The following is a 24,213-nucleotide window of genomic DNA, read 5'->3' as shown; positions in this document are numbered from 1 at the left end:
CGGACGGTGGTCGGGCCTCCCGGCCGGTCCGGCCCGCCGTCCTACGGGAGCAGGACGATCTTGCCGCGGGTGTGGCGCTCCTCGAGCTGGGCGTAAGCGTCCTGCACCGCGTCGAGCGGGAAGGTGGCGGCGATCGGGACCTCGACCGAACCGTCCGCGACCATGTTCGCCAGTGCCGACAGGATCTCGGGGTCGGCGGTGTCGGCGCTGCCGGACGCCTTGGCGCCGACCTCGGCCGCGGCCGCGAAGGCGATCGTCGTCTCGATCCGGTCGGTGGGCACGCCGAGGGTGATGCCGAGGTGCACGTACTCGGCGCCGAACGTGTCGATGACGGCGTCGATGCCGTTCGTGGCGAGCTCGCGGATGCGGTCCTCGAGCCCGTCGCCGTACGCGACCGGGCGGGCGTTCTTGGACCGCAGCCAGTCGTGGTTCGACTCGGAGGCGATCGCGATGACGTCGACGCCCTCGTTGGTCAGCAGCTGCGTGACGAACGAGCCGACGCCGCCGGCGGCACCGGACACGACGACGGTCTCGCCGGCTCGCGGGTCGACGGCGCGGACGGCGGCGGCAGCGGTGGTCGCGGCGACGTCCAGGCCACCGGCGGCCTCCCACGAGAGCAGACGGGGCTTCGGGACGAGCTGCCCGGCGGGGACGGAGACGTACTCCGCCTGGCTCGAGCGCTCCCACGACCAGCCGAGGACCTCGTCGCCCTCCTCGAACCCGTCGACGTCGAGGCCGATCGCGGCGACCGTGCCAGCGAGGTCGGTGCCCTGGCCGGAGGGCAGCTTCTCGGGGTCGTGGTCGTCGACGACGCCCTGGCGGATGGCGGACTCACCGGGGTTGATGCCGGCGGCGCGGACCTTCACGATCACGCGGCCGGGAGCGACCTCGGGGACGGGGACCTCGGCGACGTGCAGGACGGAACGGTCGCCCCACTCCTCGAAGCGGACGGCGCGCATGGTGTCAGGGAGAGCAGTCATCCCCGGTCACGGTACGCCAGGCCGGCGACGGACGCCGCACTCCTCGCGGACGGATCCGTGATGGACCGCTCCATCGCTGCCACGTGGGACACTGACGACATGCCCATCCTCCACAAGGACATGCAGCTCTGCATCTCGCTCGCCGCCCGTCCGAGCAACATCGGCACCCGGTTCCACAACTTCCTCTACGACGAACTCGGGCTGGACTACGTCTACAAGGCGTTCACCACGACGGACCTGCCCGGGGCGGTCGCGGGCATCCGGGCGCTCGGCATCCGCGGGTGCTCGGTGTCGATGCCGTTCAAGGAGGACGTGATCCCCCTCGTCGACGAACTCGAGGAGTCCGCGGCCGCGATCCGTTCGGTCAACACGATCGTCAACGACGCCGGGGTCCTCACCGCGTCGAACACCGACTACGAGGCCGTCGCCGCGCTGCTCGACTCGCACGGGGTCGACCGTGACGCCCGCGTGCTCCTGCGGGGCTCCGGCGGCATGGCGAAGGCGGTCACGGCGGCCTTCCGCGGTGCCGGGTTCGAGCACCTCACCGTCGTCGCCCGCAACGAGGCGACCGGCAGCGCCCTCGCGGACCAGTACGGGTACACGTGGGTGGGCGCCGAGGAGCAGGCCGGGGACGCCGACGTGCTCGTCAACGTCACCCCGCTCGGCATGCGCGGCGACCAGGAGGCCGCACTGTCGTTCGCCCCGGACCGCATCACCGCCGTGGGCACCGTCTTCGACGTGGTCGCGTTCCCCTCCGAGACCCCGCTCGTCCGGGCCGGCCGCGACGCCGGTGCGCACGTGATCACGGGCGCGGAGGTCATCGCCCTGCAGGCGGCACGCCAGTTCGAGCGGTACACGGGCGTCGCCCTGACCGCCGACCAGGTCGCACGCGCGAGCGCGTTCTCCCGCGAGGAGTAGGCGGGCGCGGCGGCGGCGAGACGCCGCCGAGTGCGCCGGACACCGCCGAGTTCGCACGACGCCGCCGACTTGGGCGGCGTTTCGCACGTTGGGCGGCGTTTCGCGTCGATGGGGGCGTCGCGACCGGGAGGCACGTGGCGGGCCCGCACCGCGCCTCCCGTCCGCCGCGGACCGGCCCGCTACCGCGGCGAGACGCCGCCGAGTGCGCCAGACACTACCGATTCTGGCGGCGTCTCACACGGACCGCGGCGTCTCGCGCTGAGCGCGGCGTCTCGCGGAGGGCTCAGTGGCTGCGCGCGCGACCGGCCGCGACCCAGCCGAGGCGGCGTGCCGTCTCGTGGTTGCGGAACCAGATGCCGGGCTGTGCGAGGAAGCCGGGAACGAGCGTCCCCGGGCCCTTCACGGGGTTCTCCCGCAGGGTGACACGGCAGCCGCGGGGGTGCGGTTCGACCTCGACCTCGACGCGGGCCTCCCCAACCGGCCAGCCGCGCGCCTGGATCACCATGCGTCGGGGCTCGTCGTACTCCAGGACGCTCGTCGTGTCGTTGATCACGAGCGGCCAGACGCCGAACGAGTGGTGCAGCTTCGTGCCGACCGCGGGCCAGCCGGGGTCCTCGCCGCGCATCCGGGACGCGCCGACCACCCACGTGGGGTAGAGCCAGCCGTCGCGGAGGACGTCGAAGACCTCCTCGGGCGTGCAGTGGATGATCCGGACGTTCTTCGCCATGTCAGCTCCTCGGTGCCAGGTCGACGTCCACCGGCAACCCGTAGGTGTGTCGGAGGGCGCTCTTCGCCGCGTGCCAGCCTGCCATGCCGTGCACCCCGGGACCGGGAGCCGCGGACTGCGACGCCAGGTACATCCCGCCGCCCATCCGCCACGGGTCACTCGAGAGCACGGGCCGCTTCACCAGCTGCCAGAAGCTCGCGGCACCGGCGGCGATGTCCCCGCCGGAGTAGTTCGGGTTGTACTGCTCCATGTCCTCGGCGGTCCGGCTGTTCGTCGCGACGATGGTGTCGCGGAAGCCCGGGGCGAACCGTTCGATCTGACGGATGACGGACTCCTGGTGGTCGACCGTCGAGCCGGCGGGGACGTGGGCGTACGCCCAGAAGACGTGTCCGCCCGCGGGGGCCCGGCTCGGGTCGACGACGGTCGGCTCGGAGCCCAGGACGTAGGGGCGGTCGGGGTCCTGACCGCGGGCGACCTGCGCCTCGGCCTCGGCGATCTCGGCGCGGGTGCCGCCGATGTGCACGGTGCCGGCGCGGTGGAGCTCGGGGTTCGTCCACGGCACCGGCTCGGACAGCGCGAAGTCCACCTTGGCCGCCGCGTTGCCGAACCGGAAGTGCCGCAGGGCACCGCGCTTCGGTGCGGGCAGCTGGTTGCCGGCGATCCGGAGCATGGACGGGACGCTCGTGTCGAAGAACACGGCCTTGGCCGGGGTGAGGTCGCCGAGGGAGTGGACCTCCCGCCCGGTCTCGATCGTGCCGCCGTGTGCGACCAGGTCGGCGGCGAGCGCGTCGACGATCGCCTGGCTGCCGCCGATCGGCACCGGCCAACCGCGGGCGTGCGCGTACACGCCGAGCGACAGCGCTGCGGCCGCGGTGGCGAGCGAGGGCATGTGCTGGATGGAGTGCGCCGCGACACCGCTGATCATGGCCGGGGCGACGTCGTCGCGGAAGCGCAGGTTCCACGCGCGGGAGCCCTGCTCGAGCGCACGGAGGCCGAACCGGGCGACGGTGACCGGGTGCCGCGGGACGTGCAGGAGGGCGTCCGTGGCGAAGTCGGAGACCTCGTCGGCGTGCGACACCAGTGGGGCCATCAGCTGCCGGTACGCACGGCCGTCGACTCCGAGCGCGTCGGCGGTGCGGTCGAGGTCCTGGTACGCGATGCCGGCACGGCCGCCGTCGAGCGGGTGACCGTACTGCACCTCGGGCAGCCGGAGCTCGATGCGCCGTTCCATCCCGAACGCCCGGAAGAACTCGGACTGCAGTGCCATCGGGTGCACCGCGGAGCAGACGTCGTGCAGGTACCCGGGAAGCGTGAGCTCCTTGGTCCGGGCCCCGCCGCCGATCGTGTCGTTCCGCTCGACGACCTCGACACTGAGGCCGGCCCGAGCGAGGGTGACCGCTGCGGCCAGCCCGTTCGGTCCGGCTCCGACGACCACCGCATCAACCATGCGGGCGAGCCTACGGAGCGACGGCTGGACACGGGTCGAGGCCCGCGTCCGGAACCGTGCGCGCGGTCAGCTCGTGGTGGTGTCCGCCTCGGCCGGGTCGGTGCCGTCGTCCGGTCCGTCCGCGTCCGGCTCGTCCGCGCCGACCGCGGTGCCGGATCCGACCCGGTGCTCGGCGACGAGGGTCGCGAAGTCCTCGTCGAGGAGCTGCTGCAGCCGTTCGTCGCGCCCGACCTCGTAGTCGTCCGCGGGCCGCTGGGCCCAGCCGAGACGGCCGACGACGGTCGTGCCGATGTCGTCCCACGCGCGGGCACGGGCGGCGAGGACGATGCCGTCGACGAAGTGCTGGTCGTCCCGGCGGGCGTCGAGGCGCCTGGCGAGTTCCTCGTACGTGGCCTCGCGGGTGCGGAGCTTGAGGTCGTCACCGCGCCGGTAGTCGTGCTGGTGCTGCGAGCGCCCGCCCTGCTTGCTCGACCGGACCCGGATCTCCCGCATCCGTTCGGCGTCGCCGCGCTGCTCCTCGGCCATCCGGTGCAGTTCCTGACGCGCGGCGTCGGCGATCAGGGCGTGGTCGAAGTACCCCTGGTCGCGCAAAGCGTTGGTGATGATGCGGTTCGCCACGGCGACGGTCACCGCTGCCCTGGCGATGAGGAACCCCTCGTCCACCGCGCGCTTCAGCTCGACCTGGCTGACGGGCCGATCGCGCACGTCGGGCTTGCGTCGTCCGAACAGTGCCATGCGTCGACGATACCGGCGACCGACGACGGTCCGCCTGGAGACGGAGACGGATCACCGCCTGGAGGGACGACGGCGGGTCCTGACGCGGGCAGCACCGGACGGGAGGCGCGGCACCCGCTGGCACCGGGCCTCCCGACCGTGACGTGGTTCCCTCCGTGACGTGGTTCCCTCCGTCGAGACGCGTCCCTCGACGCACATCGCGCCCCGTCGGAACGGGACGCGATGTGCGTGCGGGGGGCGACCGACAGGGCCGCCGGTGGACAGGCGCGGTGCGGTCAGGCCGCCCCGTGGCTGGCGCGGCTGCGGCGCGACAGCGAGTCGATGATGACCGCGAGCAGCAGGACGGCTCCGGTGATCATGTAGCGGATCGACGAGTCGAGGCTGAGCAGGGTGAGCCCGTTCGAGATCGACTGGATCACGATGATGCCGAGCAGCGCCGACCACGCGCTGCCGCGTCCGCCGAAGAGGCTCGTCCCGCCGATGACCGCCGCCGCGATCGCGTTGAGGTTCGTGTCCCCGGCACCGGAGGACAGGCTGGCCGAGTTGAGCCGAGCGGCAGCCAGGATGCCGCCGATCGTGGCGAACAGCGACGTGAGCATGAACACCGAGATGTAGATGCGGTTCACCCGGATCCCGGAGCGGCGTGCGGCCTCGACGTTGCCGCCGACCGCGAAGACCGAGCGGCCCCAGCGGGTGCGCTTGAGCAGGAAGTTCATCAGCACGACGAGCACCACGAAGAACACGAACGACGTGCCGGTGCCGAAGTCCCGCGACAGGTACCAGACCATCACCGCGAGCCCGATGAACAGGGCGGCGGACTTCGCGATCGTCAGGGACATCGCGCCGGTGGACAGGCCGGCACGGCGACGACGACCGGCGCGACGGACCTCGGTGACGAACAGTCCGCCGGCGGCGACCGCGGCGAGCACGTACGCCAGCCACGGCGGCAGGTACGACGCCGAGGCGAACTGCACGATCGGCGACGTGTAGGGCAGGTTGATCGAGCCGTTCGGGCCGAGGATGAGCAGCTGCAGGCCCAGGAACCCGAGCAGACCGGCCAGGGTGATGACGAAGCTCGGGACACCGAAGCGGGTGAAGAGCAGACCGTAGAGCAGGCCGGCTGCCGCGCCGACCGCCAGTGCGACGACGATGACGAGCCACAGCGGCCAGCCGAGGGACGTCAGCCCCTGACCGAGGATCGCCGCCGCCAGTCCGCTGACGCTGCCGACGGACAGGTCGATCTCGCCGAGGAGCAGGACGAGGACGATGCCGATCGCGATGGTGCCGACCGCGGCACACTGCAGGGCGAGGTTGACCAGGTTGCCCGGGGACAGGAAGTCGGGCGACAGCGCCTGGAACACCGCCCAGATCACGATGAGGCCGACCACGACCGGCAGGGAGCCGATGTCGCCGCCCCGGACCCGCCGGACGAACGCCTTCGCGGCGCCGCCGAGGCCCTGGTCGCGGAGCAGCCGCTCGTCCTGCAGGTCGGCCGCCGACGGGGTCGGGGTCGATGCGGTGAGGGTCTCGTCGGTCTTGCTCATGCGCTGGTCTCCTGCTCGGTCCGGGCCGCGGCACGACGGGTGACGGCGTTGTCGGTCGCGCCGGTGATGGCCGCGATGATCTCCTCGTAGGAGACGTCGTCGATGCGGAAGGTGCCGTTGTTCCGACCGAGCCGCAGCACCGCGACCCGGTCGGCGACGGCCTGCACGTCGGCGAGGTTGTGGCTGATGAGGACGACGCCGAGGCCGCGCTCACGGAGGCGCTCGACGAGGTTGAGGACCTCGGCGGTCTGCGCGACGCCGAGCGCCGCGGTCGGTTCGTCGAGGATGACGACCTGCGGGTCACCGATCAGGGACCGGGCGATCGCGACGGTCTGCCGCTGCCCACCGGACAGCGACGCGATCGGGATGCGGACGGACGGGATCCGCGCGGCGAGCTGCTGCAGGAGCTCCCACGAGCGGCGTTCCATCTCCTCCTCGTCGAGGAAGGGATTGGCGATCTCCCGACCGAGGTACAGGTTCGACACCACGTCGAGGTTGTCGGCGAGGGCGAGGTCCTGGAAGACCGTGGCGATGCCGAGCGACTGGGCCGCTGCCGGGTTCGGGACGGTGACCTCGTCGCCGTTGAAGGTGATCGTGCCACCGTCCGGCGTGTAGACCCCGGCGAGGATCTTCACGAACGTCGACTTGCCGGCGCCGTTGTCGCCGACGATGGCGACGACTTCACCCGGGTAGACGTCGAAGTCGATGTCGCTGAGGGCCTGGACGGCACCGAACCGCTTGTCGATGCCGCGGAGGGACATCACGGGTTCGGTGGTGGGGTGTGCTGCTGGGGGCTCGATGCTCACGGTGTCGTCCTCGATCGAAAGTGCGTGAGGGCCGCCCGGTCCGATCGGACCGGGCGGCCGGGGGTGTTCCTTACTCGATGCCGTTCTTCGAGCAGGCGCTCGCGTACTGCGAGGTGCACACCTGCGCGACCTTGTAGAGGCCGTCCTTGATGACGGTGTCCTGCACGTTGTCGGTGGTCACGGCGACCGGGTCGAGGAGGGTGGACTGCACGCTCGCGCCGCCCGCCGTCTTCGTGGTGGTGTCGCCCTTCGGGGTCTCACCCTTGGCGAACTGGATGGCCAGGTCGGCCGCCTTCGACGCCTCGGGCTTGAACGCCTTGTAGACGGTCATGTACTGCTCGCCCGAGAGGATGCGCTGGATGCCGGCGAGGGACGCGTCCTGGCCGGTGACGGGCGGGAGCTCGGAGACGCCGGCCGACTTCAGGGCCGCGATGACGCCGCCGCCGGTGTCGTCGTTGGCGGCGTAGACGCCGGTGATCTTGTCCGCGCCGAGCTTGCTGATCTGCCCGGCGGCCCAGTCCTGTGCCTTGGCGGGGTCCCATCCGGGGGTGTCGTACTCGGCGAGGACCTTGTACCCGCTGTCGTCGATCGCCTTGTGGGCACCGGCCTTGAACTGCGAGGCGTTGTTGTCCGTCGGCGAACCGTTCACCATGATGATGCCCGAGCCTTCGGGGACGTTCTTCGCCTTGAGGGCCTTGACGAGCGCCTCGCCCTGCAGCTGGCCGACCTTCTCGTTGTCGAACGAGATGTAGTAGCTGAGGTCGGGGCTGTTGATCAGCCGGTCGTAGGAGATGACCGGCACCTTCTTGGCCTTGGCCTGCTGCACGATCGATGCCGCTGCTTCGCCGTCGAACGGGTCGAGGACCAGGACCTTGACGCCCTGCGTGAGCATCGACTGCGCCTGCTGCAGCTGCTTGGACGCGTCACCGTCGGCGTTCGCGTAGACGACGGAGCATCCGCTGCACTGCTTCTTCACCTCGGCGGTGAAGAGCGGGCGGTCGGCGCTGGCGTAGCGGGCCGTGACGGAGTCGGGCAGGAGCAGGCCGATCTTGGCCGTGGAGGCGTCGCCCCCGCCGCCGCCGGAACCCGTCCCCGCGTCGGCTCCGTTCGAACAGCCCGCCAGGGTGGTGATCGCGAGCAGGAGGGCGCCGACGCCCAGCATGGCTCGTGTGGTGGCTTTCTTCATCGAAATGTCCTCCAACAGGTGGACCGCCCACGTTGGCGGTGACCTGAGTGTGCCAGCGGCGGTTCTTGGCTGCAAGAGTTGAACGCAAGGGTGCGGTGCCGTGACGAAATCGTTATCAAGTCACCGCGAGTGGCGAACGTCCACCGCTTCGATCGCGACCGCCAACGCCCCGGTCACCGCGGCCTTCTCGCCGAGTTGGCCCTGCACGACGTCCGGGGTGCCGTCCGCGTCGACGATGAGCATCGACTCGAGGGCGTGCCGCATCGGGCCGAGGAGCAGCTCCCCGGCACGGGCGAACTCCCCGGTCACCACGAGCCGCTCCGGGTCGAGCACGTTGCACAGCCCCACCGCCGCCGTGCCGATCGCCCGGCCGGCGTCCGCGATCGCCCGGATGCACACCGGGTCGCCCGACATCGCACGGAGGATCAGGTCGGCCGTCTTCAGGGTGCCGACCTCGTCGCGGACGCCCTCGAGCACCGCGGGGGCACCGGCCACCGCCTCCAGGCAGCCGCGGTTGCCGCAGCGGCAGATCGGGCCGTGCGGGACGACGGGCGTGTGCCCGAACTCCCCCGCGACGCCGTGGTGCCCGCGGAACAACCGTCCGTCCAGGATCAGACCGGCCCCGATGCCGTTGCCGACGTCCAGCGTGATCACCGTGTCCCGCCCTCGGGCCGCCCCGCTCCGGTGCTCCGCGAGCGCCGACAGGTTCGCCGAGTTGTCGACCTGCACGGGCTTGCCGACCCGCCGCTCGAGCGACTGCCCGATCGGCAGACCGTCCCAGCCGCGGAGGATGCCACCACGGGCGGTCATGCCGGTCCGCCGGTCGATCGGCGCCGCGACGGCCAGACCGACGGCCAGCACCTCGTCCATCGACGACTCCACCGACTCGGCCATGTCCATCACGAGCAGCGCGGTCTTGTCGAGCTCGGCGTCGGCCCGGTGGTCGCGGGCCAGGGGCATGTGCCGCTCGGCCAGGACGGTCCCGTTGAGGTCGGACAGCGCCAACCGCAGGTGCCGGGGCGAGACGTGCACGCCGGCGACCAGACCGAGACCGTGCGGTAACGTCACCCGCAGTGCCCGGCGCCCGCTCGAGGTGCTCGGCGTCGCGTGCAGGGCGCCGGTGGCGACGAGTTCCTTGACGATGTTCGACACGGTCGCGGGGCTGAGGCCGGTCGCGCCGGCCAGCTCGACCTGCGTCAGGCCGCCGTGCCGCTTGACCGCCGCCACGACTCGACCCCGGTTGGCTTCACGCAGTGAAGCTTGGCTGCCCGGACTCCGTCGTGGCTCTGACACGGGGACAGCGTAACGGGCGGCCCGTCACGGCCGGCTCGTGACGAACGGGAGGCGCGGTGCCCGCTGGCACCGCGCCTCCCGTTCGTTCGTGGTCGCGTCGCGACCTAGGGCTTCGTGATGAAGCCCTCCTTCACCATCCACTCGAACGCCACGTCCGCGGGCTCGCGCCCCTCGACGTCGACCTGTCGGTTGAGTTCCTGCAGCACCGCGTCGGTGAGCTTCGGCGAGATCTGGTCGTAGATGCCCTCGAGCTGCGGGTACTCCTGGAGCGCCGAGCTCGACAGCACCGGCGCGACGTTGTACGCGGGGAAGAACCCGCGGTCGTCCTGCAGGACCGTCAGCCCGAGTGACTTGATGCGGCCGTCGGTGGTGAACACCTCGCCGAAGTTGCACGTGCCGCGGTCGGTCGCCGTGTAGACGGTGCCCGTGTCGAGGATGTCGACGTTCTTCTTCGCGATGGCGTTGTCGCCCGAACCGCCGAGGTCCAGTCCGTACTTCTCGAGCATCGGCTTGAAGCCGTCCGCGCGGGAGTTGAACTCGGACTCGACGCAGAACGTGCGCTCGTCGGCGGGCAGGTCGGCGATCTGCGAGAGCTTCGTGATGCCGTCGAGGTCCTTCACCGCCTCGTCACGCACCGCGAATGCGTACGTGTTGTTCATCGGCGCCGGGGGGAGCCAGGTCAGCCCGTTGCCGGCGTCCTCGTCCTTGACCGCCTGCCACTGCTCGGTCTTGTCCGGGATGCCCTTCTTGTGCCCCATGAAGGTCAGCCACGCGGTACCGGTGTACTCGTACGTCAGGTCGGCGTCGTGCGAGGTCATCAGCTGCCGGACGGCCACCGAACCGGGCACGTTCGTCTCGTCCGTGACGTCGAAGCCGGCGGCGGAGGCGGCGAGGACCGCGATCTTGCCGAGGACGAGCTGCTCGGTGAAGTTCTTCGACGTGACGGTGAGCGCCGCGCCCTCCGGCAGGTCGTCGATGTGCTTGATCGTGCCGGGCGCTGCGGCCGGCACGAACGACGCCGCCGGCTGCAGACCGCATCCGGCCAGGAGGCTCGTGGTCACGCCCGCCAGTGCGGCTGCGGCCAGCAGACGGCGGGCTCGGCGGCCCGGGGTGCGCGTGCGGCGGGTCATCGGAGTCCCTTCGGTCGGGCGAACGTCTCGACGATGCGGCCGAGCCAGTCGATGGAGAGGGCGAGGAGCGCGATGAGGAGCGCCCCGGAGACGAGGACCTTCGGCAGGAACAGGTTCACGCCGGTGGTGATGAGCAGTCCGAGGCCCCCGGCGCCGATGAACGTGGCCAGGGCCGCGGACCCGACCAGGAGCACGAGCGCGGTGCGGATGCCCGCGAGCATGACGGGCACGGCGAGCGGCAGTTCCACCTTGAGCAGGACGGCGGCGGCGCTCATGCCCATGCCCCGGCCGGCCTCGACGAGCCGGGCGTCGACGCTCTCGATGCCGATGATCGTGTTCCGGAGCACCGGCAGGATCGCGTAGAGCACGAGGGCGACCACCGCGGCCCAGAACGTGAACCCGAGCCAGAACGCGAGGAGCACGATCAGGCCGACTGCAGGTGCGGCCTGGCCGAAGTTGGCGACCGCCAGGATCGCCCCGCTCGCCTTCCGCAGGGGCCCGCGGGTGAGCGCGATGCCGAGCGGGATGGCGACGACGAGCACGATGACGGTCGACATGAGGGTGAGCATGAGGTGCTGCCGGGCGAGGTCGAGCAGCCCGGACGGGTTCAGGGTCGTGCGCTCGGTGGGGGTCAGGTCCGCGGTGGCGAGCCAGACGGCGAACGCGCCGAGGACGACGAGGATCACGACCGGTTGGATGACCAGTCCTCGCCAGCTGGTCCGCTCCCCGGTCGCCGGGGATGCGGTGACGACGACGTCGCTCACCGGTCGTCCCGACCGTCGGAGTGCGCAGCGTCGGTGGCGAGCGAGTCGTCGGCGGAGCCGGCGGGCTCGTCATCGAGGTCGACGACGGGCGTGCTCGGCATCCCCTCGACCGGGTTCGTGTTCGTCCCGACGGGCGTGTAGGCCTGCTCCTCGGCGGCAGCGGCACGGGTTCGGGTGATGGCGTCCATCACCGTCTCGACCGTGATGACGCCTCGGAACGCGTCCCGACGACCGGTCACCAGGGCGGCGCCGGCACTCGACACGAGCATGGTGTCGAGCGCGTCGTTGAGGGTCGAGGCCTCGGAGACGACGGGCAGGTTCGCCTCGATGCCCTCCGGGATCCGGTCCAGGCGCTCGAGCTGGCGGCGCGACGGCCAACCGATCGGTCGCTGACGCCGGTCGACGACGACGGCGTGCCCGTGTCCGCCGGCCTCGCGCATGCGCTGGAGCACGGCCTCGGTCTGCTCGCCCGGCGAGCAGGTGACGGCGTCGGCCAGTCCGACCTCGCGGACGCGGGTCAGGGTCAGCTGCTTGAGGCCGGCACCCGAGCCGATGAAGTTCTCCACGAACTCGTTCGCGGGTTCGGCGAGGATCCGCTCCGGGGAGTCGTACTGCACGATGTGTGCACCCTCGGAGAACACCACGATCCAGTCACCGAGCTTCACGGCCTCGTCGAAGTCGTGGGTGACGATGACGATCGTCTTGTGGAGCTCCGCCTGGATGCGGATGAGCTCGTCCTGCAGGCGCTGCCGGGTGATCGGGTCGACGGCACCGAACGGCTCGTCCATGAGCAGCACGGGCGGGTCGGCTGCCAGGGCACGGGCGACCCCGACACGCTGCTGCTGTCCGCCGGAGAGCTCACGGGGGTATCGGTCGCGGTAGGTGTCCGGGTCGAGGGAGACCAGGTCGAGCAGTTCGTCGACCCGGGCGGCGATCTTGTCCTTCGACCAGCCGAGCATCTTCGGCACGACCGCGATGTTCGCCGCGACAGTCATGTGCGGGAAGAGTCCGCCGGCCTGGATGACGTAGCCCATCCGGCGACGCAGTTCGTCGCCGTCGATCTTGGTCACGTCGTCGTCGCCGACCACGATGCGACCCTCGGTCGGCTCGATGAGCCGGTTGATCATCTTCAGCGTGGTGGTCTTGCCGCAGCCCGAGGGGCCGACGAGCATGACGATCTTGCCGGCCGGGATCTCGAGGGTGATGCCGTCGACCGCGGGCTTCGCCTGGCCCGGGTACCGCTTGGTGACCTGGTCGAGCAGGATGCTCCGACCGGTGACGTCGGAGTCGGGCGCGGTGGTCGGGGAGTCAGTGCTGGACACGGATACCTCTCGAGGTGGTCAGGCGGCCGAGGCCGAGGAGCAGGAGGTCGAGCACCAGGGCGAGCAACACGACGCCCACGGTGCCGACGATCACGGAGTTGAGCGAGTTCGCGCCGCCGAGACGGGACAGTCCGGAGAAGATGAAGCTGCCGAGCCCCGGGCCGAGGGCGTACGCGGCGACCGCGGCGACGCCCATCACCATCTGCGCGGAGACCCGCACGCCGGTGAGGATGATCGGCCACGCCATCGGCAGTTCGACCTGCACCAGGGTGCGGAAGCGGCTCATGCCGATGCCGCGCGCCGACTCGACGACCGCGGGCGGGATCTCGTTGAGCCCGACGACGGCGTTGCGGAGGATCGGCAGCGCAGCGAAGAAGGTCACCGTGACGACGGACGGCACGACGCCGAACCCGAGCGGCACGAGCAGCAGACCGATGACCGCGAAGGACGGCAGCGTCAGCCCGATCGTGGAGACCTCATTCGCGGCGGAACGCAGGCCGGGTACCCGGTAGACGAGCGCCGCGAGGACCACGGCGATGACGGTCGCGAGCACGACGCACTGGACCACCAGCGAGAAGTGCTGCCAGGACGAGAACCAGATCTGGTCCCATCGCTCGGCGATGTACTGGAACACCGGTTCTGCACTCCCTCGGGTCGGCAGTCCGGCCCACGGATCGGGGGACGGACGGCTTCCAAGCTACGCAGATGCTCAGCCCAGGCGGGCCCCCCGTCACGGGATCGCCGGTTCCCCGCCACGACAAGTGCGGAGGGAATCCCTGGTCAGGGCACCATCACCGAGCTGATCCTGGGAGGTCTGTAACGATCTCAGCCGAGGACGGGTACAGCCCCCGAGTGTGCACGGAGCGCGGATGCTCGTCCCGCGACCCGGTCGGACTCCTGCAGGGCGACCCGCTCAGCCGTGAGCAGCAGCCCGGAGACCTGCTCAGCGGTGCGCCCGGCGCTGTCGTTCCAGCGGGTGAGGTCACGCACGCGGCCCATCCGGATGTCCGGTGCGGGGCACCAGGTCACCGGCGATCCCTCGGCCGCCGCGAGTGCGTGCCAGACGACGTCCAGGGAGCGCTGCACCGGCTGCGAGTGCACGGCGTGCGGCCCACCCGCGGCGTCGACGACGGCCCCGACCAGGCACGCGCCGACGAGGGGACGGCCGGCCACCTCCGTCGCGGCGGCACTCGACGCGGTCCGGGTCCGTCCCCGGTCGTCGACGTAGGCGAACCACGCGTGCTGGATCCACCCGCGGTCGACGACCGCGCGGGCGTCCGACAGCACGCGCTGCAGGTCGGACAGCTCGACGAGGTCGGCATCGAGCCGACGCAGCTGCGCCGCGGTGCGTCGGGCGGCGAGGTGGTCGAGGACCCGACGGACCCGGCCGCGTGGCGCGGTCCGGGAGGAGGGGGAGGCGTCGGTGGCGACGTCGTGCTGGACGCGGAACTCGAGGGTCATGAGGCCCCTCCCGATCTTCACGTGCACGGATTGGTGTGGGGAGACGGTAACCCCGTGGTCGCGCTCGCGGTAGCCCCCGTCTCGACGACGTGCGCGAACCGGAGCCCGGGCGCGGGCGCATGTCCAGGCGAAGGTTGCGGTCAGGGTCCGGAGAGCGACACGAGGTGACCCGCTGCCCGGACGACATCGCCGTCGTGTGTCGCGACGATGACGGTGGCGCCCTCGCTGCGGAGGATACCGATCGTCTCGATGACGATCGCGGTGCTGGCCGCGTCCAACGCAGCGGTCGGCTCGTCGAGCAGGACGAGACCCGGACGGCGGACGAGCACTCGGGCGAGCGCGACCCGCTGTCGCTCACCGCCACTCAGGGCGTGCACCGGGGTGTCCGCGAGGCCGTCGACGCCGAGCGACGCGCATGCCTCCAGCGGCGAACAGGGGCGGCTGATCGGGCGGTTCGGCGTCGCCCGCTCCGCCAGTGCCAGGTTCTCGCGCACCGACCACGACGGGACGAGCCCCGCATCCTGCGACACGAAACCCACCCGGTCCCGCCGGAACCGCCGCAGCCGTCGGTCGGAGAGCACGCCGAGGTCGGCCCCATCGACCAGGACCACGCGGGGTGCCGGACGCTCGACTCCGCCGACGAGACGCAGGAACGTCGACTTGCCGACACCGCTCGCGCCGGTGACAGCCGTCAGGGTGGACGGCCCGAACACCGCCCCGGGAACGTCGAACAGCACTCGCCCGCCTCGCGAATGGCGATGTGCGCGGACTTCCACCGTCGGGTCAGATCGCATCCGTGTCCCCTTCGTCTCGGGTGCTCCGGACCACCGCCCGGATGACGGCGATCGACGTCGCGCATGCGATGACCGACGCCGCGACGAGAGCAGGAGCCCACGCAGCTCCGAGTGCCAGAGCTGCTCCGACGGCGACCCCGACGGACGCGACGAGGACACCCCCTTCAGCGACGGCTGTCCGGGCGTGTGTCCGGACCAGGCTGATGCCCAGCCCAGTCGCTTCGCTCACTCGGGTCCGATCCGCCCAGCGGAGCGCCCTCGCTCGGGTCGACGCGGCCAAGCCGATCACCGCGAGCGCGAGGGCCGCGGCGATCGCTTCCGCCAGAGCCGTCCGGACGAGAGCACTCCGATGAGCAGCGGACACGGCCGGCCAACGATGCACCGAACCGACGACGTCGGCCAAGCCGGCGGCGTGCACGACCTGGTGTGGATCGTCGACGTCGAGGAGCAGCTGACCGTTCGACGCAGCAGCTGTCAGGAAGTCGCCGCTCAGCAGCTCGGAAGCCGCGGGGACGACGGCGATGACGGGTCCATCCGCGAACAGCGGTGCTTCGTCCGTCGCCGCGCCGAAGGTGAAGACCGAGCGCGGGGTGTACTCGGCGACGACCGGAACGCGGGGTTCGGCGAGCGTCGGGTCGAGCTCGCGCTGGAACGCGAACCACTCGCGCCACTGGTCGATGACGGTCGCTGCGGGCGGGGCGCCGTCCTCCGGCACGAATAGCGCCCACTCCCCGGGTCCAGTCGTCATCCGGCCCGGCCACGGCTCGGGGAGTGCGGCCTGCACGCGGTCCAGGTACTCCCTGTTGACGACGAGCGTGTTGCCCACGTCCGGCTCCACGCTGTGTCGGACCGGCACGACGGGATGACTCGACAGGACCGACCGGCCGTCGTCGACCGTGCGGAAGAGCCGGGCGAACGCCGGGGCCGCCGACTCGATCTCGTCGGGGTGCAGTGTTCCCGACAACAGCGGCGTCGTGCACTGCGAACAGTCGATCCGGGTCTCTCCCGCCAGGCGGTACTGGTCGAGCAGGGCGAAACGGTCCATCAGCGGACCGACCGCGAGGGCGACGCTCGTGACAGCCGCGATCCGGAGGACCGACGTGGCGAGCGCGGTCGGGCCCCGAGGGCGCCATGCGCTACGACCGGCGCGCATCCGCTGCGCGGCGGTGCGTGGCCACCCCGTTGCCATGGCTCCGAGGAACAGGGCGGCGTAGGTCCAGTAGACGCACGCAGCGATCATGAGGACGGCCGGGAGTTGTGAGCCGACCAGGACGAGCGCGGCGGCTGACCCGGCAGCGGTCGCCGTGAGCGCGACGACGATCTGACACCGCAGAGCTCGGGCCGCCTCCGATGACCGCAACCGGGTCACGCCGAGGACTTCAGCGACACCCAGGGGACGGGCTGCCGATCTCCCACACAGCCGCCCCAGCATCACCAGCGCAACGCCTGAGGCGCAGACGGCGAGTCCCACCCCGGGGCGGCCGACCGTGAACAGGACCGCTGTCCCCCAGCCGGCCGGTTCGACCCGGGCGTCGACGCCCACGCTCCGGAGCTCGGAGACGAACGCCGCGGCCTGCTCGGAGGACGCGGTCGAGAAGTACACCCCACGCGTCGAGGTGTGGCGCTGGCTGAGGGCCACTGGCTGCTCGGCCACACCACCGCGGTACTCGCCGTCCCCGAAGACGCGAGCGAATGCAGACGGGTCCCCGACCACCGCGTCGACGATCCGGCGACCGACGCGGACGGGGTCGGCCTGGACCCGGTAGAAGTCGATGCGGTCCTGGTCGGCGCGTTCCCGGAGCAACTGTGCGAAGTCCAGGTCCCTCGGGACGTCGAGGACGATGACCGCCGTGCGCGCGGTGGGGAAGGTCTGCTCGGACCGGTCGAGTGTCGCGAGCAGGGCGAGAGCAATGGCGACTACAGCGGAGAAGGTCATCGCCACGAGGACGAACCGAGAGGAGCGATCAGGACGCATGGTGCCGAGGAGAGGCGCAGCTGCTGTCTACTTCACGCCCCAGTAGGCGGTGTTGCCGCTGGCGGTCTTGTCCCGGATCGCGCTGGCGTAGGCGCCCTTCGGCTTCCAGCCGCTGTACGCACAGCGGTTCTTGCCGTCGCAGGCAGTCGCCTTGTGGGTCTTGCTGGCGTGGCTGTAGAAGGACTGGACGAAGCCGTTCGAGGTGCCGTACTCCCAGTACCCGCCGCCGACGCGCGCGATGGTCCGGGTGGAGGCAGGAGCGTCGGCATCCGCCGACCCGCCCTCGGCAGCGACGGCCGGCGACGACAGGCAGAGAGCGGCGACCAGAGACAGGCCGACGACGGTGAGGTGCTTGTTCATGGCGATCCCTTCGTGAGCAGACCACGTCAACATACCAGTACTGCAGTTCTGGATCTCAGCCCTCTTCCCCCAGGGAGCACTCCCGCTCTCAGTCGTCGAGCACGTCGTCGATCGAACGGCGCGCGACCGTACGGAAGGACGGCTCGTCACTGACCGCGAGCGCCGACGCGATCGACACGGCCCAGCCGCGGGCCCGCCCCCAGGAGTGCTCGTCCAGGCTGGCGTCCTGCGCGGTGACCCGGGCGCGGAAGGCGGTCCGGGCCTCCCGGTCGAGCGTCAACCAGGCGGTCGCGAGGTCGACGGCGGAATCTCCCGCCGTCACGTCACCGAAGTCGACGACCGCGGACAGGTGGTCGCCCCGCGGGCCGGTCTCGACGAGCAGGTTGAACGGGTGCAGGTCACCGTGCACCCAGACGGGAGGCCCGGCAGCCACCGACAGGTCGGCCGCCGTCCGCCAGGCGGTCGCCAGCTCCTCGGCGCGCGGGACCGGTCCGGACCCGAGTCGTTCCAGGACGGCGTCCGTCCGGGTGTGGAGGGGCACGGCCCGGACCGCGTTCGGCGGGGCGTCGTCCGGGGCCGGCACGTGCAGAGCGGAGACGAAGTCGGCGAGCGCCTCCCCGACCCCCGGTCCGCCGGCGTCACTGCCGAGCGTCCTGCCCGGGAACCAGGGCACGACGCTCCAGGCCCACGGGTAGCCGAGGGCGGGGCGACCGGCGCGGAGCGGCACGGGGACGGGCACCACGGCACCGACCAGGCGGGCGAGCTCCGGCAGCCAGCGCTGTTCGTGCTCGACGAGCACCGCGGCGGCGGAGCGTCGGGGCATGCGGACGGCCAGGTCGGCGCCGAGGCGGACGACCACGTTGTCCCAGCCGGAGGCGACGACGGCCAGCGGTCGGTCGGCGAGGTCGGGGTGCTGGTCGACGAGCAGCGCGCGGACGAGTGCGGTGTCGACCTCGACCTCGGCTGCTGGTGTGGGCACCTCGCGATGGTAACCGGGCGGTCGTCCGGGTTCGTGTCGTACCGTGCCCGCATGCATGGATGGCGCACGCCCGCACGGTGGGCCAGGACCGGGCGATGGCTGCTCGTGCCGATCGCCGTGCTCGACTGGTTCTCGCTCGTGCCGCAGCCCGTGTTCGTCGCGGCCTTCGCGCTCGCGGTCGTCGGGCTGGTGGGCACGGGGGCGGCGCTCGTCGTCCGGATGCTCGGCGGTCGCCGGGGCACGATGGCCGCCCTCGGGGTCGTGCTGCTCCTCGGCGGGCTGGCGATGTTCGGGCTCGACCCGTTCCCGGGCTCGGTGCCGTTCCTCGACCCGTGGTGGCCGGACATCGTCACGCAGCCGCAGCACGTCGCCAGTGCGTACTGGCAGCTCGCTGCGCTCGGCGTCGTGCTGACCGGGTTCGGGATGCTCGCGACCCTGCTCGTGGCGGCGTTCGCGGGGAAGCCCGGCGCACAGACGCGCTGATCAGCCGGGTCGGTACCGGGTGACGACCTCAGTGCGAGGCGCCGACCTCAGTACCGGCTGACGACTTCAGTGCCGGGTGACGACGACGAGCGTCAGGTCGGTCGCCGGGTCGCCCTCGGGCAGCAGCGTACGGACGTGCTCGACCGCCGCCGTGCCGTCGGGCTGTGCGGCGACGAGGGCCGCGATCGCTTCGGGCCCCTCGACGCCGGGCACGGTCGACCACGCGTCGGAAGCCAGCACGAGCCGGTCGCCGGCTGCCAGCTCGACCGACAGCGTCGACCGGGCGCCGGGGTTCGACGCGGTACCGAGCCCGACGGGCAGCTCGGTGGACCGCACCGGACGGACGCTGCCGTCGGCGCTGACGACCACCGCGGTGCCGAGCCCGGCGTCCACCAGGTCGACGCGCCCGGTCGTCGGGTCGAGCCGTGCGTGCACCAGCTCGGCGACCGCGTCGGCGACCCGGAGGTCGGGGGCGACCTGGGCCTCCAGTCCGGCGACCGCCTCGGCGATCGGGAGGCCGGTCCGCGCGGCCAGTGCCCCACGGACGTCGGCCGCGAGGAGCGACGAGACGCGTCCGGCGACCACCGCGCCGACCGTCAGGTGCAGGGCGCCGTCGGGGGCGACCCGCCAGTCGGTGAGCCCGCCACCGCCGTCCGGGCGTTGGACGGCGAGCGTCGCGACGTCGTGGCCGGGGACCGACAGCGGGTCCGGCACCAGCGCCGCGCGCACCCTGGTGAGTCGGTCACGCTCGAGCGCGTACCCGAGTTCGCGTTCGGCCCAGCGCGCCAGGTCGCGCAGCAGGGCGAGGTCCGTCGCCGAGAAGGCGCGCGGCTGCGCGTCCATGATGCAGAGCGTGCCCACTCGGGTGCCGTCGAGCATCGAGAGCGGCGCGCCGGCGTAGAAGCGGATGCCGTGCTCGGCGACGGCCGCGGTGTGCGCGAACCGCGGGTCGAGCGTCGTGTCCGGGATCACCAGCGGCTCCGGCGTGAGCACGGTCGTCGCGCAGAACTGCTCGTTCGCCGGCACGCTCGTGCCCTGGTTCCACCCGAAGGTCGACTGCGTGGTGACGAGGTCGTGGTGCACGAGGTTGAGGAACGTCAGCGGTACCCCGAACGCGTCGTGCGTCATCCGGGTGATCCGGTCGAAGCGTTCCTCCGGGCCTGCACCGAGGACGTCGAGCGCCTCGATCAGGGCCGTGCGGCGGTCGACCTCCTGCGGTGTGCTCACCCCTCCTGTCTACGCGACGCCGCGTCCAGGAACCAGTCCCTCGGGTGGGGGTCGGCGGTGAGCTGCCGGCGTGGACCGGTCGGCGCGGCCCACTCGGCGGCGTTCGCCAGGACCCGCTGGATGTCGGAGTGGTGGTACACCGGGTACTCCTGGTCGCCGGGCGAGAAGTAGAACACCCTGCCCAGCCCGCGACGGTAGGCGACGCCCGAGCGGAACACCTCTCCGCCGGCGAACGTCGACAGGAAGACCTCTTCGTCCGGGCGCGGGATGTCGAAGTACTCGCCGTACATCTCCTGGCGGTCGATGACGATCGGGTGCGGGACCCCGGCGGCGATCGGGTGCTCGGGTGCGATCGTCCAGACCAGCTCGCGCTCCCCGTCGTTGCGCCACTTCAGCGAGCAGGTCGTGCCCATCAGCCGGGTGAACGGCTTCGAGTAGTGGCCGGAGTGCAGCACCACCAGCCCCATGCCGGCGTGCACGTGCCGGACGACGCGGTCCACGACCTCGTCGGCGACCTCGTCGTGGGCGATGTGGCCCCACCAGAACAGGACGTCGGTGGCGGCCAGGCGCTCCTCGGTCAGGCCGTGCTCCGGCTCCTGCAGCGTGGCGGTCGTGACGGTGTGGGCGGAGGGGAGCCGCGCCTCCAGGCCGGCGGCGACGACGGTGTGGATGCCGTCGGGGTAGTGCTCGCGGACGGTCTCGTCACCGCGGGTCTCGTGGACGTTCTCGTTCCAGACGACGATGTTCATGCGACGACCTCCACTTCGTGGCCGGCCTGCGCCGACGCGTAGACGGCGTCGACGACCCGCGTGCGGTGCAGCGCGAACTCGCCGTGGTGGCCCTCGTGCGTGCCGGACCGGATGGTGGCGAGGAACTCCTCGATGACGCGCTGGTGGTGGCCTGCCGGGACGTGCACGGCGGGCCGGGTGACCGCTGGGACGCCGTCGATGTCGGAGTACAGCTCGACCGTGCCCTCGGTGGCGTAGTTCCGGACGAACAGCCGGGCACCGCCGGTCGAGCCGAGGAGCTCGACCTCGATGTCCTCGTCGTCCTTGGAGTAGGACGCCCACGACGCCTGCAGCTGCAGGCTCGAGCCGTCCTCGAAGCGGAGCAGGGCGTTCGCGAAGTCCTCGACGTCGAACGGGCGACCGGTCGCACCGGAGACGGGTCCGCCGCCGGTGCTGCCACCGCGTCCGGCCGTGCCGAGCTCGTTGTACGCGACGGCGCTGACGGCCACGACGCGGGGCTCGCCCATCAGGTGCATCGCGATGTCGAGGACGTGCGAACCGAGGTCGATGAGCGGACCGCCACCGGCTGCGTCCTTGTTCGTGAACCACGACGTGATGCCGGGGATGCCGGAGCGTCGTCGCCAGCTCGCCCGGGCGTGGTAGACGTGCCCGAGCGGGCTGTCCTGCCCTTCGACGGGGCGGACGTGGTCGGCCAGGAACTGCACGTCGGCGCGGCGGCGGTGGTTGTAGGCGACCTCGAGCACGCGGTCGTTCGCCAGGGCGGCGTCGACCATCGCCTGCGCCTCGGCACCCGTGGTCGCGAGGGGCTTCTCGCAGAAGACGTGCTTGCCGCTCTCGAGCGCGGCGATGGCGATCGGGGCGTGCAGGGAGTTCGGTACGCCGATCGACACGATGTCCAGGTCGTCACGGGCGACCAGGTCCTGCCAGTCCGGGTACGTGTCCGGCACCTGGCGGGTCTCGGCGAGCTCGTGGAGCCGGTCGGTCTCCTTGCCCGCGAGCGCCACCACCTCGGTGCCGGGGAGTGCGGTGTAGGCGTCGAGATGCGTCGTCCCGGCGAACCCGAGCCCGACCACCCCCACGCGCAGCGTCTTCGATGCGTCCGTCGTCTGCGACATGTCGACCACGCTACCCAAGATCAGATCGAATCGATACGAGGAACTGGTGCTGGTGTTTTCTGATCGTTTGACCTACCTTCAGATCACATTCGCGCAGGTTCCGACACCAGGGGTGTCGATCCGCACCCGCGCCGAGGACAGGGGCTCGTCCGATGCAGCACCGCACCATCACCACCGCCGCACTCGCGGCCGTGATCGCACTCGCCGTGCCGACCAACGCGTGGGCGTCGTCGTCACACAGCGACCACCACCCGGCACCGACCAGTTCCACCGTGACCTACACGGCGAGCGACGCCGTGATCCCGAACCCCCAGCGCGGGTTCGACCACACCACGGAGACGCACTACCGCGCCGACGGCACGGGCTACACCCCGCTCGACGCCGCCACGCTCGAGGGCTACCGGGCCGACGGTGTCACCCAGATCGTCCGCGTGTTCTACATGGAGGCGTTCGTCGACCAGCGGCGCCTCAGCCCGGCCTGGCTCAAGCTGGTGCAGCACGACTACGACACCGCCCGTGCTGCCGGCGTCAGCGTGATCACCCGCTTCGCGTACGTCCAGGGCGGCAACTGGCCGTACTCGGCGCCGTACGGTGACGCCGACCTGCCGACCGTGCTCGCACACATCAAGCAGCTCACGCCGACGCTCCGCCGGAACGCCGACGTCATCCCGACCCTGCAGGAGGGCTTCATCGGCCTCTGGGGCGAGGGCTACTACACGGACCACTTCGCCAGCGACCCGGCCAACCCGGGCGTGCTGACCGACGCGGACAAGGACGCCCGACGCCAGGTCGTCAAGGCCGAGCTCGCCGCGCTGCCGTCCAGCCGCTCGATCCAGGTGCGCACCATGCAGATGAAGCAGGACGCCCTCCGCACCACGTCGGGCACCGCCGGCGCACTCACGCCGCAGCAGGCGCACAACGGCTCGGCCGCCTCCCGGATCGGCCACCACAACGACTGCTTCCTCGCCTCCCCCGACGACTTCGGCACCTTCCTGACCGACCCGCTGTCGCTCGACCAGGACTACCTGGCCGCCGACTCCCGGTACGTCCCGGTCGGTGGTGAGACCTGCGCCGTGAACGCACCGCGGTCCGAGTACCCGTCCGCCTCGGCCGAGATGGCGAAGTACCACTACAGCTACCTGAACCTGGACTACAACAAGGACGTCCTGTCGACCTGGGGCCAGGCCGGCATGACGGACGCCGCGAAGAAGCTCGGCTACCGGTTCACGATGACCTCGAGCACCGTGACCTCCGGCAAGCACGCCGCGGTCTCGGTGTCCGTGCGCAACGACGGCTGGGCAGCGCCGTACAACCACCGTCCGGTGCAGCTCGTGCTGACCAACGGTCACCGGCACGTCACGGTGCCCGTCCGTGCCGACGCGTCGTCGTGGCAGCCCGGCACCACCGCCACCGTCACCGCGTCGCTCGCGAAGGTGCCGTCCGGCAAGTGGCAGGTTGCGCTCGCGATGCCCGCCGCCGAGCGTTCGGTCGCACGTGACCCGGCCTTCGCGATCCAGACGGCGAACGTCGGCACCTGGGACGCCGCCGCCGGTGTGAACCAGCTCGGGCAGGTGGTCACCGTCCGACGCTGACGCGGACCGCCGAACGACACAGACAGGACGCCCCGGGCTCTGCGGTCCGGGGCGTCCTGCTGTCGTTCCGCGCTCGTCCACGCGACTTCCATCCGGCGTCCGTCACGATGGAGGCCATGACCCCTCGATCCCTGTTCCGCGGCCTCGCGATCGCCGAACTCGTGACCTGGACCCTGCTGCTGGTAGGCATGCTGCTGAAGTACGGCCTGGGAGCCGGTGACTGGCCGGTCCGGGTCGGAGGCGGGGTGCACGGCTTCGTGTTCCTGGCGTACCTGGTCGTCACGACGGTCGTCGCGGTGAACCAGCGGTGGTCGTTCGGCACCACGGTGCTCGGGTGGGTGAGCGCGATCGTTCCGTACACGACGCTGCCGTTCGAGGTCGGAGTCGCCCGCCGCGGCATGCTCGACGGCAGATGGCGTCGGCGCGCGGCAGCCGGGGACCGTCACGGTCCGCTCGACCGGCTGCTCTTCGTGGTCGTGCGGCACCCGGTGCTCTCGGCGCTGGTCGGTGTCGTGCTCGTCGCCGCCGTGTTCGGCGTGCTGCTGGCCCTCGGCCCGCCGGTGCCGTCCCGCTGAGTCGCGCACCGCTGCCGGGCGCGGCCGGGTCTGGGACGCGAAAGCGACAGA

Annotated in this window: 24 protein-coding genes; 4 read left to right on the top strand and 20 right to left on the bottom strand. The window is 71.5% G+C overall.

Annotated features, from left to right (window positions below; translation table 11 throughout):
* Nucleotides 1–41: 41 nt before the first annotated feature.
* Nucleotides 42–980 carry an NADP-dependent oxidoreductase gene (locus DEJ24_RS09245; protein WP_111078379.1) on the bottom strand — a complete coding sequence of 313 codons (939 nt, stop codon included), beginning with the start codon at nucleotides 978–980 and terminating at the stop codon, nucleotides 42–44.
* 99 nt (nucleotides 981–1,079) lie between these two features.
* Here DEJ24_RS09245 and DEJ24_RS09240 point away from each other — a divergent pair, with 99 nt between their 5' ends.
* Nucleotides 1,080–1,898 (top strand): shikimate 5-dehydrogenase, encoded by an 819-nt coding sequence (locus DEJ24_RS09240; protein WP_111078456.1) that lies wholly within the window; start codon nucleotides 1,080–1,082, stop codon nucleotides 1,896–1,898.
* Between the two features lie 283 nt (nucleotides 1,899–2,181).
* Here DEJ24_RS09240 and DEJ24_RS09235 read toward each other — a convergent pair whose 3' ends face one another.
* The 16 genes from DEJ24_RS09235 to DEJ24_RS09160 form a co-directional block, all read right to left on the bottom strand.
* Complete coding sequence (locus tag DEJ24_RS09235) at nucleotides 2,182–2,625, bottom strand: SRPBCC family protein (RefSeq protein WP_111078378.1); 444 nt, start codon at nucleotides 2,623–2,625, stop codon at nucleotides 2,182–2,184.
* Nucleotide 2,626: 1 nt separating this feature from the next.
* On the bottom strand, nucleotides 2,627–4,072 hold the full coding sequence (locus DEJ24_RS09230; protein WP_111078377.1) for an NAD(P)/FAD-dependent oxidoreductase: 1,446 nt from the start codon (nucleotides 4,070–4,072) through the stop codon (nucleotides 2,627–2,629).
* A gap of 66 nt (nucleotides 4,073–4,138) precedes the next feature.
* Nucleotides 4,139–4,807, bottom strand: coding sequence for a hypothetical protein (locus DEJ24_RS09225; protein ID WP_111078376.1), 669 nt, complete (start codon nucleotides 4,805–4,807; stop codon nucleotides 4,139–4,141).
* 275 nt (nucleotides 4,808–5,082) lie between these two features.
* The gene (locus DEJ24_RS09220; RefSeq protein ID WP_111078375.1) at nucleotides 5,083–6,351 is read right to left on the bottom strand and encodes a sugar ABC transporter permease; all 1,269 of its coding nucleotides are present in this window, start codon (nucleotides 6,349–6,351) and stop codon (nucleotides 5,083–5,085) included.
* On the bottom strand, nucleotides 6,348–7,112 hold the full coding sequence (locus DEJ24_RS09215) for an ATP-binding cassette domain-containing protein (RefSeq protein ID WP_111078374.1): 765 nt from the start codon (nucleotides 7,110–7,112) through the stop codon (nucleotides 6,348–6,350). The genes DEJ24_RS09220 and DEJ24_RS09215 overlap by 4 nt, the downstream gene beginning before the upstream one ends.
* A 115-nt stretch (nucleotides 7,113–7,227) precedes the next feature.
* The gene (locus tag DEJ24_RS09210; RefSeq protein ID WP_111078373.1) at nucleotides 7,228–8,343 is read right to left on the bottom strand and encodes a sugar ABC transporter substrate-binding protein; all 1,116 of its coding nucleotides are present in this window, start codon (nucleotides 8,341–8,343) and stop codon (nucleotides 7,228–7,230) included.
* Between the two features lie 120 nt (nucleotides 8,344–8,463).
* Nucleotides 8,464–9,636 carry an ROK family transcriptional regulator gene (locus tag DEJ24_RS09205; RefSeq protein WP_111078372.1) on the bottom strand — a complete coding sequence of 391 codons (1,173 nt, stop codon included), beginning with the start codon at nucleotides 9,634–9,636 and terminating at the stop codon, nucleotides 8,464–8,466.
* A gap of 104 nt (nucleotides 9,637–9,740) precedes the next feature.
* Complete coding sequence (locus tag DEJ24_RS09200) at nucleotides 9,741–10,766, bottom strand: glycine betaine ABC transporter substrate-binding protein (RefSeq protein WP_111043556.1); 1,026 nt, start codon at nucleotides 10,764–10,766, stop codon at nucleotides 9,741–9,743.
* Nucleotides 10,763–11,530 carry an ABC transporter permease gene (locus DEJ24_RS09195; RefSeq protein WP_110903604.1) on the bottom strand — a complete coding sequence of 256 codons (768 nt, stop codon included), beginning with the start codon at nucleotides 11,528–11,530 and terminating at the stop codon, nucleotides 10,763–10,765. The genes DEJ24_RS09200 and DEJ24_RS09195 overlap by 4 nt, the downstream gene beginning before the upstream one ends.
* Complete coding sequence (locus DEJ24_RS09190) at nucleotides 11,527–12,852, bottom strand: ABC transporter ATP-binding protein (protein ID WP_111078371.1); 1,326 nt, start codon at nucleotides 12,850–12,852, stop codon at nucleotides 11,527–11,529. The genes DEJ24_RS09195 and DEJ24_RS09190 overlap by 4 nt, the downstream gene beginning before the upstream one ends.
* Complete coding sequence (locus tag DEJ24_RS09185) at nucleotides 12,839–13,486, bottom strand: ABC transporter permease (protein ID WP_111078370.1); 648 nt, start codon at nucleotides 13,484–13,486, stop codon at nucleotides 12,839–12,841. Before DEJ24_RS09185 ends, DEJ24_RS09190 begins: the two co-directional genes overlap by 14 nt.
* A gap of 191 nt (nucleotides 13,487–13,677) precedes the next feature.
* Complete coding sequence (locus DEJ24_RS09180; RefSeq protein WP_111078369.1) at nucleotides 13,678–14,313, bottom strand: hypothetical protein; 636 nt, start codon at nucleotides 14,311–14,313, stop codon at nucleotides 13,678–13,680.
* Nucleotides 14,314–14,453: 140 nt separating this feature from the next.
* Entirely contained in the window at nucleotides 14,454–15,050 is a 597-nt protein-coding gene (locus tag DEJ24_RS09175) for an ATP-binding cassette domain-containing protein (RefSeq protein WP_181436571.1), read from the bottom strand.
* A 46-nt stretch (nucleotides 15,051–15,096) separates the two neighbouring features.
* Nucleotides 15,097–17,082 (bottom strand): hypothetical protein, encoded by a 1,986-nt coding sequence (locus DEJ24_RS09170; RefSeq protein ID WP_146245965.1) that lies wholly within the window; start codon nucleotides 17,080–17,082, stop codon nucleotides 15,097–15,099.
* Between the two features lie 27 nt (nucleotides 17,083–17,109).
* A complete protein-coding gene (locus tag DEJ24_RS09165) occupies nucleotides 17,110–17,442 on the bottom strand; it encodes a lactococcin 972 family bacteriocin (protein ID WP_181436570.1) in 333 nt (110 codons plus the stop codon).
* Nucleotides 17,443–17,530: 88 nt separating this feature from the next.
* Nucleotides 17,531–18,421 (bottom strand): aminoglycoside phosphotransferase family protein, encoded by an 891-nt coding sequence (locus DEJ24_RS09160; RefSeq protein WP_111078365.1) that lies wholly within the window; start codon nucleotides 18,419–18,421, stop codon nucleotides 17,531–17,533.
* A 51-nt stretch (nucleotides 18,422–18,472) separates the two neighbouring features.
* Between DEJ24_RS09160 and DEJ24_RS09155 the strand changes: the two genes are divergently transcribed.
* Nucleotides 18,473–18,904 carry a hypothetical protein gene (locus DEJ24_RS09155; RefSeq protein ID WP_146242502.1) on the top strand — a complete coding sequence of 144 codons (432 nt, stop codon included), beginning with the start codon at nucleotides 18,473–18,475 and terminating at the stop codon, nucleotides 18,902–18,904.
* Between the two features lie 66 nt (nucleotides 18,905–18,970).
* Here DEJ24_RS09155 and DEJ24_RS09150 read toward each other — a convergent pair whose 3' ends face one another.
* Genes DEJ24_RS09150 through DEJ24_RS09140 form a run of 3 tightly spaced genes read right to left on the bottom strand, consistent with a single transcriptional unit; the run spans nucleotide 18,971 to nucleotide 21,995 of the window.
* Entirely contained in the window at nucleotides 18,971–20,131 is a 1,161-nt protein-coding gene (locus DEJ24_RS09150; RefSeq protein WP_111078363.1) for a PP2C family protein-serine/threonine phosphatase, read from the bottom strand.
* Nucleotides 20,128–20,880, bottom strand: a complete 753-nt coding sequence (locus DEJ24_RS09145) for a ThuA domain-containing protein (protein WP_111078362.1) — start codon at nucleotides 20,878–20,880, stop codon at nucleotides 20,128–20,130. Before DEJ24_RS09145 ends, DEJ24_RS09150 begins: the two co-directional genes overlap by 4 nt.
* Nucleotides 20,877–21,995, bottom strand: a complete 1,119-nt coding sequence (locus DEJ24_RS09140) for a Gfo/Idh/MocA family protein (protein ID WP_111078455.1) — start codon at nucleotides 21,993–21,995, stop codon at nucleotides 20,877–20,879. Before DEJ24_RS09140 ends, DEJ24_RS09145 begins: the two co-directional genes overlap by 4 nt.
* Nucleotides 21,996–22,147: 152 nt before the next feature.
* Here DEJ24_RS09140 and DEJ24_RS09135 point away from each other — a divergent pair, with 152 nt between their 5' ends.
* Nucleotides 22,148–23,587, top strand: a complete 1,440-nt coding sequence (locus DEJ24_RS09135) for a DUF4832 domain-containing protein (RefSeq protein ID WP_111078361.1) — start codon at nucleotides 22,148–22,150, stop codon at nucleotides 23,585–23,587.
* Nucleotides 23,588–23,694: 107 nt separating this feature from the next.
* A complete protein-coding gene (locus DEJ24_RS09130) occupies nucleotides 23,695–24,162 on the top strand; it encodes a DUF3817 domain-containing protein (protein WP_309147012.1) in 468 nt (155 codons plus the stop codon).
* Nucleotides 24,163–24,213: the final 51 nt, after the last annotated feature.

Origin of the sequence: Curtobacterium sp. MCPF17_001 (assembly GCF_003234615.1) — a bacterium.
Lineage (GTDB): Bacteria > Actinomycetota > Actinomycetes > Actinomycetales > Microbacteriaceae > Curtobacterium.
Note: the sequence above shows the minus strand (reverse complement) of the source record. Positions and strands in the feature narration are given on the sequence as shown.

Coding starts and splice junctions, on each gene's coding strand:
- DEJ24_RS09245 (WP_111078379.1), bottom strand. CDS start 980: ATGACTGCTCTCCCTGACACCATGCGCGCCGTCCGCTTCGAGGAGTGG.
- DEJ24_RS09225 (WP_111078376.1), bottom strand. CDS start 4,807: ATGGCACTGTTCGGACGACGCAAGCCCGACGTGCGCGATCGGCCCGTC.
- DEJ24_RS09170 (WP_146245965.1), bottom strand. CDS start 17,082: ATGCGTCCTGATCGCTCCTCTCGGTTCGTCCTCGTGGCGATGACCTTC.
- DEJ24_RS09130 (WP_309147012.1), top strand. CDS start 23,695: ATGGAGGCCATGACCCCTCGATCCCTGTTCCGCGGCCTCGCGATCGCC.
- DEJ24_RS09200 (WP_111043556.1), bottom strand. CDS start 10,766: ATGACCCGCCGCACGCGCACCCCGGGCCGCCGAGCCCGCCGTCTGCTG.
- DEJ24_RS09180 (WP_111078369.1), bottom strand. CDS start 14,313: ATGACCCTCGAGTTCCGCGTCCAGCACGACGTCGCCACCGACGCCTCC.
- DEJ24_RS09145 (WP_111078362.1), bottom strand. CDS start 20,880: ATGAACATCGTCGTCTGGAACGAGAACGTCCACGAGACCCGCGGTGAC.
- DEJ24_RS09210 (WP_111078373.1), bottom strand. CDS start 8,343: ATGAAGAAAGCCACCACACGAGCCATGCTGGGCGTCGGCGCCCTCCTG.
- DEJ24_RS09220 (WP_111078375.1), bottom strand. CDS start 6,351: ATGAGCAAGACCGACGAGACCCTCACCGCATCGACCCCGACCCCGTCG.
- DEJ24_RS09165 (WP_181436570.1), bottom strand. CDS start 17,442: ATGAACAAGCACCTCACCGTCGTCGGCCTGTCTCTGGTCGCCGCTCTC.
- DEJ24_RS09135 (WP_111078361.1), top strand. CDS start 22,148: ATGCAGCACCGCACCATCACCACCGCCGCACTCGCGGCCGTGATCGCA.
- DEJ24_RS09240 (WP_111078456.1), top strand. CDS start 1,080: ATGCCCATCCTCCACAAGGACATGCAGCTCTGCATCTCGCTCGCCGCC.
- DEJ24_RS09155 (WP_146242502.1), top strand. CDS start 18,473: ATGCATGGATGGCGCACGCCCGCACGGTGGGCCAGGACCGGGCGATGG.
- DEJ24_RS09235 (WP_111078378.1), bottom strand. CDS start 2,625: ATGGCGAAGAACGTCCGGATCATCCACTGCACGCCCGAGGAGGTCTTC.
- DEJ24_RS09215 (WP_111078374.1), bottom strand. CDS start 7,112: ATGTCCCTCCGCGGCATCGACAAGCGGTTCGGTGCCGTCCAGGCCCTC.
- DEJ24_RS09140 (WP_111078455.1), bottom strand. CDS start 21,995: ATGTCGCAGACGACGGACGCATCGAAGACGCTGCGCGTGGGGGTGGTC.
- DEJ24_RS09230 (WP_111078377.1), bottom strand. CDS start 4,072: ATGGTTGATGCGGTGGTCGTCGGAGCCGGACCGAACGGGCTGGCCGCA.